Source organism: Parabacteroides chongii, assembly GCF_029581355.1.
Taxonomy (GTDB): domain Bacteria; phylum Bacteroidota; class Bacteroidia; order Bacteroidales; family Tannerellaceae; genus Parabacteroides; species Parabacteroides chongii.
This window is the reverse complement of record NZ_CP120849.1, coordinates 1,291,422-1,308,448: the sequence shown is the minus strand read 5'-3', so window position 1 is coordinate 1,308,448 and position 17,027 is coordinate 1,291,422. Positions and strand designations below refer to the sequence as shown.

The 17,027-nt window shown below is 43.2% G+C and carries 9 protein-coding genes; 8 read left to right on the top strand and 1 reads right to left on the bottom strand.

Annotated features, from left to right (window positions below; all coding sequences use genetic code 11):
- Positions 1-7 precede the first annotated feature (7 nt).
- Positions 8-763: a succinate dehydrogenase/fumarate reductase iron-sulfur subunit gene (locus P3L47_RS05190; protein ID WP_129731114.1), complete on the top strand. Its 756-nt coding sequence runs from the start codon at positions 8-10 to the stop codon at positions 761-763.
- A gap of 297 nt (positions 764-1,060) precedes the next feature.
- Here the strand turns inward: P3L47_RS05190 and P3L47_RS05185 are convergent, their stop codons facing one another.
- Positions 1,061-1,906: a helix-turn-helix domain-containing protein gene (locus P3L47_RS05185; RefSeq protein WP_122362169.1), complete on the bottom strand. Its 846-nt coding sequence runs from the start codon at positions 1,904-1,906 to the stop codon at positions 1,061-1,063.
- A 240-nt stretch (positions 1,907-2,146) separates the two neighbouring features.
- Here P3L47_RS05185 and P3L47_RS05180 point away from each other — a divergent pair, with 240 nt between their 5' ends.
- The 7 genes from P3L47_RS05180 (at position 2,147) to P3L47_RS05150 (ending at position 16,783) form a co-directional block, all read left to right on the top strand.
- Positions 2,147-3,361, top strand: coding sequence for a radical SAM protein (locus P3L47_RS05180; RefSeq protein ID WP_277782909.1), 1,215 nt, complete (start codon positions 2,147-2,149; stop codon positions 3,359-3,361).
- Between the two features lie 169 nt (positions 3,362-3,530).
- Positions 3,531-4,115: a DUF417 family protein gene (locus tag P3L47_RS05175; protein ID WP_277782908.1), complete on the top strand. Its 585-nt coding sequence runs from the start codon at positions 3,531-3,533 to the stop codon at positions 4,113-4,115.
- Between the two features lie 1,098 nt (positions 4,116-5,213).
- Positions 5,214-7,418: an alpha-galactosidase gene (locus P3L47_RS05170; RefSeq protein WP_277782907.1), complete on the top strand. Its 2,205-nt coding sequence runs from the start codon at positions 5,214-5,216 to the stop codon at positions 7,416-7,418.
- Positions 7,419-7,474: 56 nt separating this feature from the next.
- Entirely contained in the window at positions 7,475-9,472 is a 1,998-nt protein-coding gene (locus P3L47_RS05165) for an alpha-galactosidase (RefSeq protein ID WP_277782906.1), read from the top strand.
- Positions 9,473-9,491: 19 nt separating this feature from the next.
- Positions 9,492-12,584: a SusC/RagA family TonB-linked outer membrane protein gene (locus P3L47_RS05160; RefSeq protein WP_277782905.1), complete on the top strand. Its 3,093-nt coding sequence runs from the start codon at positions 9,492-9,494 to the stop codon at positions 12,582-12,584.
- Between the two features lie 21 nt (positions 12,585-12,605).
- Positions 12,606-14,183, top strand: a complete 1,578-nt coding sequence (locus P3L47_RS05155; protein ID WP_122362175.1) for a RagB/SusD family nutrient uptake outer membrane protein — start codon at positions 12,606-12,608, stop codon at positions 14,181-14,183.
- A 257-nt stretch (positions 14,184-14,440) separates the two neighbouring features.
- A complete protein-coding gene (locus tag P3L47_RS05150) occupies positions 14,441-16,783 on the top strand; it encodes an alpha-galactosidase (protein ID WP_277782904.1) in 2,343 nt (780 codons plus the stop codon).
- Positions 16,784-17,027: the final 244 nt, after the last annotated feature.

The window sequence follows — 17,027 nt, the reverse complement described above, 5'->3', positions numbered from 1 at the left end:
TAGAATCATGGATAAAGATATAAAAGTAACACTTAAAGTTTGGCGTCAGAAAAGTCCGAAAGATAAAGGACAATTTGAGACTTACCAAATAGACAAAATCAATCAGAGTGTTTCTTTCCTGGAAATGTTAGACATTTTGAATGAACGTTTGGTCAGTGAAGGTAAAGAGCCGATCGTATTCGACCACGACTGTCGTGAAGGTATCTGCGGTATGTGTTCATTGTATGTAAACGGACATCCGCACGGACCGGCAACAGGTGCTACTACTTGCCAGTTGTACATGCGTCGTTTTAACGATGGCGAAACAATCACGATCGAACCGTGGCGTTCTGCCGGTTTCCCGGTAATCCGCGACTTGATGGTAGACCGTTATGCTTACGATAAAATCATCCAGGCAGGTGGTTTCGTTTCAGTGAACACTGGTGGTGTACCTGATGCCAACTCAATCGCTATCCCTCGTGCAGACGCTGAAATGGCTATGGATGCTGCTGCATGTATCGGTTGTGGTGCTTGTGCTGCTGCTTGTAAGAACGGTTCGGCTATGCTGTTCGTTTCTGCAAAGGTTAGCCAGCTGGCTCTGTTACCTCAGGGTAAGGTCGAAGCGACTCGCCGTGCAAAAGCAATGGTTGCCAAGATGGACGAACTGGGCTTCGGTAACTGTACCAACACGCGTGCTTGCGAAATGGAATGTCCGAAGAATATCTCTGTCAGCAACATCGCTCGCCTGAACCGCGAATTTATTGCTGCTAAATTACAAGACTAATATACATATATAATGTATAGCTTGAGAGGCGTTGCTTTATGCAGCGCCTCTCTCTTTTTGCCTTCATTTTAACATTTCGAAATCTAATAATAAATATCTTGAATCTTGTTAGCCTTTCTTATGTGCTGTACAACACTAATTAGCATTTTAACTATTGACAAGTTGGAGAATACCCGTATCTTTGTACTGTGGTTTTTTCATAATAGTATTAGATTTAAGGTTAACAAAGTTGGTTAGGGCTTGTCGTGAGACAGGCTTTAATTGTTTATAGGGGTTTGCATTCGGCATATCCCTTTTTTAGCTCTCCCTGTATTCCTGGGGAGTCATTCCCACGTGTTGTCTGAAATATTTATTGAAGAACGACAGGTTGTCGAACCCCAGGGCGAATGCGATCTTCTTAACCGGCATATCGGTCGATTTAAGCTGTGCCTTCGCATCCATGATGATGATATTGCTCAGGATATCCAACGCCGTCCGACCGCTGACTTTCTTTATCACATAACAGAAATGTTGCAAGGTAATGTTAAGCCTCTTGGCATAATAAGAAACGCTATGCTCTTTCGTGTAGTTTTCCATTGCCAGCTGCACGAACTCACGGCATATCTCCATGTTGCGTGTCATCGGAGCATTGCTGTAAGGTGTATGATGTTTATACAGTTCGATCACTCCCTGCATGAAAATGGTGAAGATCGCCTTGATAATCTCTTTATTCTCGATGGTCTTAGGCAAAGAATACGCCTTGATCAGCAATGAAAAAGCCTCCTGGTATAACAGGGAAACCTGCTCCGGTAAAGGCATGACCGGACTGTCGAAGATAACGGGCAGATAGTTCGTGATAGTTTTGATATAGTTGATATGACTCACAAACGTAGAAGAGAATCCGGCAAAACACAGTTTGACATCGTCGGATACTTCGTGTATCTGGATAAAACATCCCGGAGGAAGCGTAATGAAATCATTGGGTTTGATAATAAATTTTGTCAGGTTGACGGTGGCCTGTACACTGCCCTGTACGCAAAGCACAAAAACACCGGCTTTGATCTTGCAGGGGAAGCGACCGTACTGATTTAATATTTCACCCGTAATGCTGTCTCCGACAATAAAATCCAGAGGAATGTCGAATTTAGGAATGTTGTCTTCCATGTTGTTATCTCCACTATTTGATTGTGCAAATATAAAACTATTTAGACTTGTCGTGCGATAATCTTAAATATAGAACATCGAATCCCACAAATGGAGATTGTTTGGTGCTGTATAATAGTTGAAATTTGCGAATGTTTTCAAGTCTGGCCGGTAGCTTTAGCTGCGAAGGTATATATTTGTCTATCTGCTCAATAAGAAATGAAAGCTAATACTAATAGAGAATTCTAATAGAAAATAACGATGGGTACAAAACGAACAAAGAGCTCTTTCAGAACAATGAGCACAAACAGAAAATTAGAATCTGTTTTCCTGTTTGTCACAGGACGATGTAATGCAAAATGCAAAATGTGCTTCTATGCGGAAGACATGGATAAAAAGGAAAAAGACCTGACCTTTGATGAGATAAAGAAAATATCTGAAACGGCCGGACAATTTAACCGCTTATGGGTTTCCGGCGGTGAACCGACTCTACGCGAGGAGCTTCCCGAGATCATAGAAATGTTCTATAAGAACAATGAGATAAAGGATGTCAACATTCCTACCAACGGCTTGAAGCCGGACCGGATCGTTGCCTGGGTAAAACAAATCCGCCGGAATTGTCCGGAACTGAATATCAATCTGAGCCTTTCACTGGATGGTTTCGGTGATACACACGATATACAGCGCGGCGTTCCCGGTAACTTCTATAAGGCAATGGGGACTTTGAAACTGATTGAAAAGAATTTTGCCGATGATGGCAGAGTGCTGAAGAATTTGGCCACTGTTATTACAAAATATAACCTGGAAGAGGTGCAGGACTTAATGTTGTGGATGTTGGGACGTTTCCATCTTTCCAACCATATCATCGAAGCGGCCCGCGGAATGACACGCGACGATGGAGTGAAAGTACTTACCGAGCCTACCTTGCGTGCTTTGCAGGATCAGGTTGTACCTATTTATAATGTATATGGTGAACGGATGGCGGAAGAAACCGGCGGTTTCAGGAAGCCGATCGCCCGTTTCTTCTATTTGGGCTTTATCCGTACATTATATAATATACGTGCAACCAATATCGATCATCCGACACCCTGGGGGATGGACTGTACGGCGGGGGAAACAACATTGGTTATCGACTACGACGGTCGTTTCCGTGCCTGTGAGCTTCGTGAGCCGCTCGGCAATGTGAAGGATTACGATTGCAATATCAGTAAGATCATGCAGAGTGATGCCATGAAGCAGGAGATTGCTGCTATCGGTCATGGCGACACGGCCAACTGCTGGTGTACGCATGGCTGTTGGATCACTTCATCACTGGTTTTCAATCCACGTAAGATGATTACCCACGTATATAAGGGATATCGTGAAATGAAAAAGCTGAACCGCCCGCTGAATATCAATGAAGATTTGTTGCAGAGCATCGAACGGAAGTATGCTTTGGACGAACAGAAACTGGTAGAACTGGGCATCCGCAATTAAAAATAATTCGTTGTAATAAGGCCGGTTAGCGAGGAAATGTGCCTCTGTTAACCGGCTTTATTGCGTCTTAGGGAATAATTGTCAAATTATCCGGTAGAATTGCCATTTCCCATAGGGTAGAAATGTCAGACCTTTGCATCATAAGTTAAACTGATAAATAAAGAAAGACATGACTACTAAACTAAAAGATTTATTCGACACATTTCTGAACCTGGCAGCTTCTTCACAGAAACTGGGTATTAACCTGATCCGCATAGCTATCCTGATCATCTTCGTATGGATCGGCGGACTGAAGTTCTGGAACTATGAAGCAGAAGGAATTGTTCCTTTCGTGGCAAACAGCCCGTTTATGAGCTTTTTCTATACCAAAAGTGCACCGGAGTACAAAGAGTATAAACTGAAAGAAGGTGAATTCAACGAAGCTAAACATCAGTGGCATGTAGAAAATAATACGTATGGTTTCTCTCATGGACTGGGTATTATGATCATGGCAATCGGTATCTTAACCTTCCTGGGTATCTTTTCTCCGAAAATTGGACTGGTGGGTTCCTTATTGGCCATTATAATGACAATAGGTACCTTGTCGTTTCTCGTCACTACGCCGGAGGTATGGGTACCGGACCTGGGAAGCGGCGAACACGGTTTCCCTCTGCTTGCAGGAGCAGGTCGTCTGGTGATCAAAGACACGGCTATTATTGCGGGAGCGATCGTTGTATTATCTGACTGTGCGCAACGCATATTAAGGAAGAAATAGGAACTAAAAGTGTTTATTTTAACACTTCGGAAGCAAAAAACAAACATATTGAAACTTGTTAGCTTTTCTTATGCGACGCGAAACATGATTTAGCATAAAACCCCTTGACAAATTTGGATTAAGCTGTATATTTGCATCGTGGTTTTTTCATAATAGTATTAGATTTAAGGTTAACAAAGTTGGTTAGGGCTTGTCGTGAGACAGGCTTTAATTGTTTATAGGGGGGTGCATTCTTCGCGTCCCTCCTGCTTTTTCTCCAAAAGCTATAGTATATTTTCATCAAAGCTATAGTATATTTTCATGAAAGTACTTACTCTTACTTGCTGGGATGCCGGTCTCACCTCTTTTCACACCCCCATCTCGACGATGCTCACATCCGGGTGTCGGGATCATTGAGACCCGGGTGGCAAACGAAATTATCTACTACTTTGCTGATTTTTAGTTATATACTTTATCTAAAAAGACTATAGTCTTTTCTGTTTTTTTAATGGATGATGATAGATGCATGATGGTTGAATGATAGTTGAAAACAGTAACTATCATAATGTAATGTATTAATAATATGGCATCTAAGTCTAAAAATGATAGTATGATAGTTGTATTGCGTTTTTTGTATGTATACTGGTTGCTTAAAGAGCGCCTTTCTTTATGAATTGTCTCGCTTAACTGTTAAATTTAGCAGTTTTTGTCTGTAATGTATAAAGATTTGTGTTCGGAAACAATTTTTAGCTACAAAGCTCGCAAGGCTTAACATATATTGTCTGTAAAAGACTTGACAAACCCTTGTTTAGGGATTATCTTTGCATTGTGGTTTTTTCATAATAGTATTAGATTTAAGGTTAACAAAGTTGGTTAGGGGTTGTCGTGAGACAGCCTTTAATGTTTTATAGGGGTTTGCATTTATGGATGCAAACCTTTTTTTGTTTTTACCCTTGTAATAAATGCGTCAAAAAATGACGTAAATGTTGCATTCCTGTTAATTCTCTATGAATTAAGTGCATAAATACAAATAATTGGCGAATCCGTGCTTTCCGTACATCTGTTTATTGGCTTAGTTTGCACCATCAACCTTGAATAAATAAAATAAAACAGATAGACATGAAAGCACTATTGTTAACTGTAGCCCTCTTACTGGGGTGTATGAATGTTTCTTCCCAGGAGAAAGAAGCGGATATCATATCCGTCTCTACGAACGACTTAAATATGGTCTTTTCTATCTCTCCGGATAAAAAGGTAGTATATAACTATTTTGGAGATAAGTTCCAGCATGTTTCCCCTTTCCTTACTAAGAAGTATAAAGAACAACCGGATAATGGTATAGGTTATGCTCCGGCAATCTATCCTGCTTACGGAGGACGTCTTTTCCTGAATCCGGCACTGAAGCTGACACATACCGACGGTGTTCAGACTACCGAATTAATATATGCAGACCATTCGGTAAAGAATGTCGATGCTAACAGAGTCGAAACAGTGATCCGGCTGAAAGATCCTTTGTATCCGGTTTTTGTCGATCTGAACTTCGTTGCTTATCAGAAAGAGAATGTGATCTGCCAGTCTGTTTCGGTCTCCCATCAGGAAAATAGCCGTCTGGCAGTCGAAAATATATCTTCCGCTTATCTCCCTTTACATGCAGATTCCTATTATCTGACGCATTTCCATGGTGCATGGGCTTCCGAAATGCAGTTGGTGGAAGAACAACTGACTCCCGGTGTCAAACGGATAGAGTCTAAGAAAGGGGTACGGACTACACAGTCTGAAAACTCTTCTTTCTTGCTTTCTCTGAACGGACCGGCTTATGAAGATATGGGTGAAGTCTATGGCGGTTCCCTCGCCTGGTCGGGAAATTATCTGAATTCTTTTGAAATAGATGAATGCGGCATGCTGCATATACTGACCGGCATGAATAATTTTGCCTCTACTTATAACCTGGAACCGGGTAAAGTCTTGCAAACTCCGGAGATGGTATGGACTTACAGCTCTGCCGGTAAAGGGCAAGTTTCCAGAAACCTGCATGACTGGTCGCGTAACTATGCACTGGCTCATGGCAATCAGGAATTGCCGATCGTGCTGAACAGTTGGGAAGGTGCCTATTTTGACTTTACAGAGAAGACGATCACGGATATGATCGATGATGCTGCCGGGTTCGGTGTCGAGATGTTCGTATTAGACGATGGCTGGTTTGCCAATAAGTATCCGCGCAATTCGGATAAAGTCGGCTTGGGTGACTGGCAGGTGAATAAGAAGAAACTGCCGCGTGGTATCGACTACCTGGCGAAATACGCTGTAAATAAAGGTCTGAAATTCGGTATCTGGATTGAACCGGAAATGGTAAGCCCGAAGAGCGAATTGGCGGAAAAGCATCCGGAATGGATCGTGAAGAGCGGCAAGCGGGATATTATCCCGATGCGTAACCAATGGTTGCTCGACCTGAGTAATCCGGCTGTACAGGACTTTGTGGTAAAGACTTTCGACGATGTGATTGCCCTGTCTCCCCATATTTCCTATATTAAATGGGACGCAAACCGTCATGTCGATAACTTCGGTTCCGAATATTTGTCGAAAGAAAATCAGACCCACTTTTGGATCGAGTATACAAAAGGATTGTACAGTGCTTATGAACGGATTCGTGAAAAACATCCGGATGTTATGATTCAGTTGTGTTCTTCCGGTGGCGGTCGTCTGGACTTCGGTGCTTTGAAATATCACGATGAGTTTTGGGCCAGCGATAATACCAACTCGCTCGACCGTATATTTATCCAATACAGCACAAACCTTTTCTTTCCGGCAAAAGCCACTGCATCACACGTGTCGACCACTCCGAACCATCAGACAGGTATGATGGCTCCGCTGAAGTTCCGCTTCGATGTCGCCATGACAGGCCGTTTGGGAATGGAGTTGCAGCCGAAGGATCTGACCGGCGATGAACTGCCTTTTGCAGAACAGGCTATCAGGAACTATAAACGTATCCGTCCGATCGTACAGCTGGGCGACCTCTATCGTCTCAAATCTCCTTACGACGGAAACGGATGGGCTTCGCATATGTATATATCGAAAGATAAGAAGGAATCGGTATTTTTTGCTTACAGCCTGAAATACCACGGACGTACAACATTCTTTGAGACCAAGCTGAAAGGACTGGATCCGGCTAAAATGTATAAGATTACTGAATTGAACAAAGCCGGAGACAGTACCTTTTATGGAGACGGCCAGGTCTTCCCCGGCGATTATCTGATGAATGCCGGTATCAGCCTGAAGATCGGGAATACGTATGAAAGCACTGTCCTGTTGATCACAGAGCAATGACACTGTCCGGAATACAGCCGGACCACATTTGAAAACACACATTTAATTATCAATACATGAAACTCATCAATTTAAATCTGCTATTATTGCTCGCCCTGCTTGTGTCCTGTGGTGGACCATCCGTCTCTTCGGGAAAATGGACGGTCAGCTACGATCAGGCTCAGAAAGGCCATCGCATCGAGAAAGAGAATCAGCTTCTTTCCGATGGGGTCTACGCTTCGTACAAACTGGGCGACAGATTGGTCACCACCCGTGACTACAAGAGTAGCCGGTCGAAAGCAACCGCTATCAGCGACGCTTTCGGCGAAGGGTCATTATTGCAGGTCACTTATACCGACAGTAACCTGCCTACACTGGTGCAATCTTTCTACATCTATCCGGAGAAAGATTATCTGTTGACGGAATTTACTCTTCAGGGAGGGGATGCCGATGTCGAATCGAATTATATGGCTCCGGTCAACATCGACCGTATGCCTGCTTTACTTGCCGAAGGGGATAACCGTGCGTTATTCCAGCCTTTCGATAACGATTGCTGGATCCGTTATCAGTCTCATCCGCTGACTTTCGATAAGTTACGTAGTTATGAGGTGGCTACCGTATTTAATAATAATGATCGCAAAGGACTTGTGATCGGTTCGGTGGAACATTTCGACTGGAAAACCGGTATCGATATGACTCAGGGTGACCGTAATAATATCGGTTCGCTGGTTTGTTTCGGTGGTGTTGCCGATACGTTGACACGCGATTCGAAAGCACATGGTGCACTGAAAGGTAAAGAAGTAAAATCCCCGAAAGTATTTGTCGGCTTCTTTAACGACTGGCGTGCCGGACTGGAAGAATACGGAAAAGCGAATGCGGTGGTGGCTCCTGTAAAGAAATGGCCGGGTGCCGTTACTTTCGGCTGGAACAGCTGGGGAGCACTTCAGTTCAATCTTACTTACCAAAAGGCGTTGGAAGTATCCGATTTCTTCAAGAATAATTTGCAAAACAATCATTTTGTAAATACGGACGGCAATGTGACGATCGGTCTCGATTCCGGCTGGAACAGCTTTAAAGATGAGGAACTGAAGGATTTCGTAGATCATTGTGCGGCTAACGGACAGATCGCCGGTGTGTACTGGACGCCTTTTACCGATTGGGGTAAACATCCGGAACGAACCATCGACGGTGCTCCTGATTATAAGTATAAAGATGTCTATCTGTATGCAAACGGTCAGCCGCAGGAACTGGACGGCGCTTATGCGATCGACCCGACTCATCCGGCCATCGAGGAGATGATGAAGAAGACTTCCGACTTGTTCCACCGTTGCGGCTTCAAATATGTGAAGATGGACTTTATGACACATGGAGCCATGGAAGCCGACAAATGGTATAATCCGGAAATTCAGACAGGTATCCAGGCTTACAATTACGGTATGCAGTTGTTGAATAAGTACTTCGGCGATATGTACATTAATTTGTCGATCTCTCCTGTATTCCCTGCCCATTATGCAAATTCACGTCGTATCGCCTGCGATGCCTGGAATAAGATCAAGGATACGGAATATACGCTGAATGCCCTTTCTTACGGTTGGTGGCAGGATGAAGTGTATCAGTATAATGATGCCGACCATCTGGTGTTGCGTGAAGCGACCGAAGGTGAGAACCGTGCCCGTATGACTTCCGGTGCTATTACCGGTTTGTATATCGTTGGAGATGATTTCAGTAAAGGCGGAAAACAGATAGATAAAGACCGTGCTATGAAATTCATGACCAATCAGAGGGTGAATGCTGTCGCCAAAGGCATTTCGTTTACTCCGGTGGAAGGGAATGGCGAACGTTCTGAAAATCAATTTATTCATCATGATGCAGACGGAACGTCTTATTTCGCTATCTTTAATTACTCGGAAGAAGAAATGAACACAACAGTTTCGCTTGAACGTCTCGGACTGGAGCCAACCGTTACTTACCGGGCGAAAGAGCTTTGGAGCGGATATGAACAACCTGTCAAGGAAATAATAACAGTGACAATCCCTGCCAAGGATGCGTTACTTTATAAAATTGAAAACAACTAATGTTCTTAAATTATCAATTATGAAACAGATCAAGCTTTTTAGTATTTTGATGATGCTTGTGTTATGCTGCGGTACTGCTTTTGCACAAAGCATAACGATTACAGGTACAATCACCGACGCGAAAACGTCGGAGTCGCTCCCGGGAGCGAGCGTTGTTCTCAAGGGAACAACGCAAGGGACTATATCGGATATGGATGGAAAATATTCTTTGACTGCATCGCCCGGCGCCACGTTGGTGATCAGTTATATAGGATATGACACGAAAGAAGTGAAAGTTGGTAACCAGCCGGTTATCAATGTATCGCTTTCGGAAGATTCACAATCGATCGATGAGGTAGTTATCGTTGGTGCTTCCATGAAGAAAAGCGACCTGACAGGTGCTATTGCACATGTTGATTCCAAAGTGTTGGAAGAAAGACCGGTAACGACCGTCAATGAAGCCCTTCAGGGACGTGTAGCCGGTGTTTTGATCACCAAAGGAACTCGTCCGGGTGACGATTCAAGTATCAAGATCCGTGGTGTGAATACGATCAATTCCGGTTCAGACCCGATCTACGTTGTCGACGGTTTGGTTATGGGTAACGGTTACGGTGGTTTTAACGCCATCAACGTGAATGATGTGGCTTCCGTACAGGTCTTGAAAGATGCTTCGGCTACGGCCCTTTACGGATCACGTGGTGCTAACGGTGTTGTTCTTATCACGACTAAGAAAGGTAAAATCGGTGAGGGACGCGTTACTTACGACGGTTGGGTTGGTTTCTCAAAAATTACCCAACGTCCGAAGACAATGGATGCACAGCAGTTGTTTGATTTGCGTATAGATGCTTTTGCCAATGGGTATATGCATGATAATCCAACTGCAAACCGTCAGGATTATATAAACAGTACATTGATGAATACCAATACGGCTTTCTCTGATGATGAGTTCGCAACTTATCGTGCAGGTAAGAGCTATAACTGGTTGGATGAGGTAATCAGCAACGGTTTCCAGCAGAACCATTCCGTAAGTTTCTCTAATGCAACGGAAAAGAACAATATTTATATTAGTTTCGACTATGCTAATATCGACGGATTAATTGGCGATTCAAAAGAAAAGAAATATTCTGGCCGTATTAATGCGGAAACTATGATTAAACCGTGGTTAAAGATTGGTACAAACTCTTCTTTCTCTCGTACGGAAAACAATTTGCCGACAGATGATGTGTACGACAAGGCGTTGAATGCAAACCCGTTATTGAACCCGGAACCGTTCCGTGACCCTTCAACTCGTTACACTTGGGACTATTTGACACTGTATTATCGTGTGCACAATGAAGGTAATAATAATGATTATAACCCGTTCAACTCACAGGAAGTAGCTCGCGAACGTGCCCGTAATCGTTTCCTTTCTTCCAATTACATCAATATCAACCCGATTGAGGGATTGAATATCCGTTCAACATTTGCACTGGACGTTTCTTCACAGACTTGGTTCGAATATACGCCTTCTTATATTCAGGAAGCAATCCGCCACTATAATGGGGATGCACGCGCAAAACACGAAAGATGGTCACAGTTGAACTGGCAGTGGGATAATACAATCACATACGACAAGACGATCAACAAACATCGTATGAATTTCCTGTTTGGTACAAGTACAACCAAAAATACAGAAAACTATACCAAAGCACAAGGTGACCGTTTTGCCAGTGACGATTTGCTGTGGAACGACCTGAAAGGTGCGGCAGCAAATGACAAAAAGGAACTCGATTCTGATTTCAAAGGAAATACCCTGGTTTCTGTGTTAGGTAGAGTGAATTACAACTATGACATGCGTTATTATTTGACGGCTACAGCACGTTACGACGGTTCTTCTAAATTTGCAGAAGGACATCGTTGGGGTGTTTTGCCATCTTTCTCGGCTGCATGGGATATAACGAATGAAGCATTTATGGAAGATCAGAATATTTTTGATCGTTTGAAGTTGCGTGTAGGTTATGGTGTGGTTGGTAATCAGGATATTGAAAATTATGCTTACCGGACACTGTATTTCTCTTCTGTAAGTAACGGACAGGCTTCTTATGCAACCAGCGGTTTGAGAGGTACACCTGGTATTACCTGGGAGAAACAGAAACAAACCAATATCGGTGTGGATATGGCATTCTTTAATGACCGTTTGAATGTTTCTTTGGACGGATTCTTTATCAAGAATGATAACTTGTTGATGAAACACTCTTTGCCGTTAACTTCTGGTTACAGCGAAACATGGGAAAATATTGGTTCTGTAAAGAATAATGGTTTTGAGGCTACTATTAGTGCAACTCCGATACAGACAAAAGATTTCACATGGAATGTGAATGCCAATATCTCTTTCGATAAGAACGAGGTTTCAAAACTGTATGGTAATGTGACAGAAATATTGAATGGGTCTGATCGTGAAAAGAATATCTTCCTGGGCGAATCTTTGAATAACATTTATACCTATAAGACAGGCGGTATCGCTAACGAATCGAATCGTAGTGAATGGGAAAATCTGGATTTTAATGGAAAACACGTAAGTTTAGGTGATTTGTATCCTTTGGATATCTCCGGACCTGACGGTGTACCTGATGGTGTGGTTGACCAGCTTGACCGCGTAGTGGTAGGTAAGAAAGATCCGAAGTTCTACGGTGGATTTGCTACAGATTTCAACTATAAGGGTATTTCTTTGAATGCAGTGTTCAATTATTCATATGGTGCAGAAAAGATCAGCTCTTACTATGAGACTTTGATTAACAGTACAGGAACAAGCATGGCTTCAGTAGACCTGTTGGATCGTTGGACACCGGATAATACGGGAGCTTCTGTTCCGCGTGTGATTGCCAATACAACCAGTGGTTATAACCGTTATAATCCGTCAGATATGGATTATACGATTCAGGATGCGTCTTATCTGCGTTTATCTACTTTGACATTGGCTTATTCATTCCCGAAACCATTATTGAGCCAACTTAAGGTAGAAAATCTGCGTGTTTATTTTACAGCCTCCAATCTGTTTTGTTTGACAGGTTATAAAGGGTTTGATCCTGAGACAGGCGATTACGGATATCCTCCGACGAAGATGTATGTATTTGGTTTGAACTTTAGTTTTTAATGATTTAAAAGGATTACAATTATGAAAAAGAGATATAATTTGATCGGACTACTGGCATTGGCGCTAAGTGCCGGGATTACCACGTCTTGTTCCGATTTCCTGACACAGGAGAACAAGAAAGCATTAACGGAAGAACAAATCTATTCGGATGCCGAGTTTATTGAACTGAATCTGAAAGGTATATACAACACTTGGCGGGATAATACCCGTCAAGATGAAAGAGCCTGGTTTTTGATGACCGGTACGGATGAAATTCAGCGTGGAGCTCTTCAGAACAAAGGTGGTGGTGAAGGTGCGGCGATGGACCGTTACGATGCGAATATGAACTCGTTGCACAGTAAGGTGAAAGACCAGTGGAACAAACGCTTCCCGGTTGTAACTGCTGCTGCCAAAATTGTCCGTGCATTGGATACTCCGGATTTGGTGGAAGGTACAAAAGAAGCGACTTTACTTGGTGAAGCTTGTTTTATACGTGGGTTTGTCAATTACGAACTGGCAATGTATTGGGGAGAAATTCCAATTATTGACCTGGACAAGATTGAAGAAACCGGATATGGACGTCAGCCACTCGCCGACGTATGGCAGTTCATTATTAATGACCTTGAAAAAGCTGCTAAATACGCACCGAAAAGTAATGAAGCAGGCCGGGCTACCAGTGGAGCTGGTTATACCATGTTGGGTAAGGCTTATATGTCTGCTCCGGTAGAAACTGGTTTGCGTGATTTCAACAAGGCAAAAGAAGCTTTTGAACAGGTAATGGGTATGGGATATCAGCTGGTTCCTTATGCAAATTTGTGGAATTATGAAACACCCAATACAGCAGAATCTATTTATGAATTCCAGTTTAATAACAATCCGAACCGTAATCAGATTCAGTTCCAGATCGGCTCGCGTGTAGCACAGAACTGGTGGACTGATGGTTGTTATTTTGCAGGTTATGATCATGTGGTTGTTACCGAGTATGGATATGAAACAGTGGAAAACGGCGGTATATGGGAAGACGGTGATGTCCGTAAAGAAGAAAGTATCCGTTACGATTTTACCTATAATGGTGAAGTTCCTAACTATGAATGCGTAGCTTGGGAAGATCTTGGTGAAGATCATGACGAATTGAAACCGCACGTAAAAAAATACGAAGACTATCGTACTGACCAATATTCAGGATTGGGTATCAACAATATGTGGAACTCAGGAAAGAATATACCGGCTCTTCGTTATGCGGATGTTCTTCTTAGCTATGCAGAATGTCTGAACGAACTGGGACAGACAGCACAGGCTGTGGAAAAGGTGAACGAAGTTCGTAACCGTGCATGGGGGTTCAGTATCCCGGCTGATAAGAAATGGGATGCAGGTATGTCACAGGATAATTTCCGTGTGAAGATATTGGATGAACGTATGCGTGAGTTCTTGGGTGAGAACTGGCGTCGTGCCGATCTGATTCGTACAGGCAAATTCGTTGAGTATATCAAGGAACGCAACAAATGGGCGAAACGCTCTGGTACGATCCAGGATTATAATGTTCGTTATCCGATCCCTAACGAAGAGATCGAACAGAATCCGGATATGACTCAGGAAGATCAGAACCCTGGATACAGATAACTATAAAGTTGCTTCCGTTTCCTAAGGAAGAAACTCCGGTTTCCTCCTTAGGAAACTAGAGTTTCCCAGGCAGGAAATTACAGTTCCCTCCGCAGGGAACTACAGTTTCCAAACAGAGAAACTACGAAGAAACTGTAATCGATTGAAGATTAGTATGCTAAAGGCAAAAGGATTGTAAAGGAAAAACACCGGGAAGGTATGTCTTTGCCCGGTGTTTTGTTTAATGAAAACCGAATCAAACTAATATATAATAGGTTATGAGAAATTATTTAAAAGGGACATCCCTGTTTTTGGGTCTTGTATATCTCTTGTTAGGCGCAAAGGCTTTTGCAGGTGAACAGCAAGTGATTACTTCTGGTAACTGGAAGATCGTTTATAACGAAGGCACAAAGACATGCGACTTTATCCATAAAGAAAAGACTATACTGGCAGGCGTTTTTGTTCAGGCGAAAGAAAAAGAAACATGGTTGCGAAGCACGGAGTACGGACAGCCTGCTTTTTCGGAAGAAACTGTCGATGATGTCTTCGGTGCCGGGCATAAGTACACATTTACCTATGCTGCACACGATGGAAAGCCGGCTCTGCAACAGTCGTTCTATTTCTATCCGGATAAAAGTTACTTTCTGACAGAAGCTTATATCGTTTCGGAGACTGCAACGTCGAGTAATTATATTGCTCCGATCGTTACTGAGACTGCCAGTTCTTTTCTGAATGCAAGTACCTCCAATCGTGTTTTATCCGTACCGTTCGACAATGATGCCTGGATCGGTTATTCCTCATTGGCATTGTCGGTAGACTCTGTCTCTTTCGAGGTCACTTCCATCTATTCTGGCGATACACGTGAAGGATTGGTGCTCGGTTCCGTTGAACATGATACGTGGAAGACCGGCGTACGCTATTCAACTTCCAACAACCAGCAGTTGAACCGCCTGGAATGTTTTGGCGGGATCAGCCATCGTCTTACTCACGATATCGATGCCACAGGTTCAAAACCTCATGGCAGCATTTCCGGTACGAAACTGAAATCTCCGAAGCTCTTGGTCGGTATGTTCGACGACTGGCGCAAAGGGCTCGAAGCATACGGTGAAGCGAATGCGTTGGTTGCTCCTCCCCGTAAATGGGCAAAAGGAAATATTTTCGGATGGAACAGTTGGGGTGCAATGGCCGAGAAACTGAATTTTACCGGTGCTCTCGATGTCTCCGACTATATCAGCACGAACCTGCAACCGAATCATTTCAATAATGACGGTACGGCTTATGTGATCCTCGATTCTTACTGGGATAACCTGAATGATTACCAGTTGAAAGCATTTGCCAAACAATGTGTCGATAACGGGCAGGTTCCGGGTATCTATTGGGCGCCGTTCTCCGACTGGGGAGAAGACGGTAGCCGCACGATGGATGGCAGCCAATACAGATACGGAGAGGCTTACCTGTATGTGAACGGAAAACCTAAAAAGATAGCTTCCAGGGCTTTGGATCCGACACATCCCGGAACTCGTGAACGGATGAGCTACTTTATCAACCGTTTTAAGGAACTGGGATATAAATATATCAAATTTGACTTCCTGAACAATGCGATCCTTGAAGCGGACTCTTATTATGATAAGAATGTTACGACCGGTGTACAGGCGTATAACAGCGGCATGAAGTATCTGACGGAGCTGTGCGGGGATGATATGTTTATGGCTTTATCGATTGCCCCTGCTTTTCCGGCGCAATACGGGAATTCCCGTCGTATCAGTTGCGATGCCTGGGGAGCGAAAGAAGATACCGAATATGTAATGAACGGACTTTCTTATGGCTGGTGGCTCGACAAAGTCTATAATTTTAATGATGCCGACCATCTGGTACTTCATAAAGATGCTTATAACGAAGATGAGAACCGTATGCGCATCACCTCCGGAGTCATAACCGGAACATATATTCTGGGAGATAATTTCAGCCAGAAAGGAACTTGTATCGGTGATCTTGCAGCCCGTCAGAAGGCAGAGAAGTTTGCGACAAATGCCGATGTGAATGATATAGCCCGTATCGGTAAATCTTTTTATCCGGTAGAAGGAGCAAAGGCGTCAGGAAAGAACAGCTGGGGAAGAAATCGGGGGGAAAATCTCTTTATGTTGGATACAGATGATTATATGTATGTGGCTGCATTTAATTATAATGCCCAGTCGGTATCGGAGGATATAAAGTTGTCCCGTTTGGGAATTACTTCTTCTGATGTGAAAGGTATCAAAGAACTGTGGACCGGTCAGGATGTGTCATTAAAAGGGGAGGAGATTCCTTTTTCTTTGCCTGGTTGCGGCGTGAGGTTGTACAGAATAGATAAGAAAGGTTCCGGGACGGGTGTGTCCGAACTTACTACGCCGGATAAGAAAGTATCTGGTTGGGTGAAGGATGATCATTTATTCATACAGACTGAAAAGGAGTTGAAAGATATTCTTATCTACTCGCCACAGGGTACATTACTGAAAAGGCTTCCGGCTTTGTATCCTCAAACCCGCTATGACATCAATATTGCTGATCTGCCCAAAGGTGTATTCCTGGTTCAGGCGGTCACTTCCGTACAGGATTCCGAATGTTTGAAGTTCATAAAATAAGCTCCATGTCGATTCAATCAAATCTACTGAAATTAGGGCTTCGAGCTGTTAATTTTAGTAGAATTTGATTGTAATCTATATAGTTTTGTGTTCGGTAACAAAATTTGACTGGAACAAGTGTTATGCTTAACTTTTATTAGTCTGAAAAGACTTGACAAAAGCTTGCTGCAGGCGTATCTTTGTACTGTGGTTTTTTCATAATAGTATTAGATTTAAGGTTAACAAAGTTTGGTTAGGGCTTGTC

What these genes read in the sequence shown, in the direction of transcription:
- P3L47_RS05190 (WP_129731114.1), top strand. Translation starts at nt 8, where the DNA reads ATGGATAAAGATATAAAAGTAACACTTAAAGTTTGGCGTCAGAAAAGT.
- P3L47_RS05185 (WP_122362169.1), bottom strand. Translation starts at nt 1,906, where the DNA reads ATGGAAGACAACATTCCTAAATTCGACATTCCTCTGGATTTTATTGTC.
- P3L47_RS05180 (WP_277782909.1), top strand. Translation starts at nt 2,147, where the DNA reads ATGGGTACAAAACGAACAAAGAGCTCTTTCAGAACAATGAGCACAAAC.
- P3L47_RS05175 (WP_277782908.1), top strand. Translation starts at nt 3,531, where the DNA reads ATGACTACTAAACTAAAAGATTTATTCGACACATTTCTGAACCTGGCA.
- P3L47_RS05170 (WP_277782907.1), top strand. Translation starts at nt 5,214, where the DNA reads ATGAAAGCACTATTGTTAACTGTAGCCCTCTTACTGGGGTGTATGAAT.
- P3L47_RS05165 (WP_277782906.1), top strand. Translation starts at nt 7,475, where the DNA reads ATGAAACTCATCAATTTAAATCTGCTATTATTGCTCGCCCTGCTTGTG.
- P3L47_RS05160 (WP_277782905.1), top strand. Translation starts at nt 9,492, where the DNA reads ATGAAACAGATCAAGCTTTTTAGTATTTTGATGATGCTTGTGTTATGC.
- P3L47_RS05155 (WP_122362175.1), top strand. Translation starts at nt 12,606, where the DNA reads ATGAAAAAGAGATATAATTTGATCGGACTACTGGCATTGGCGCTAAGT.
- P3L47_RS05150 (WP_277782904.1), top strand. Translation starts at nt 14,441, where the DNA reads ATGAGAAATTATTTAAAAGGGACATCCCTGTTTTTGGGTCTTGTATAT.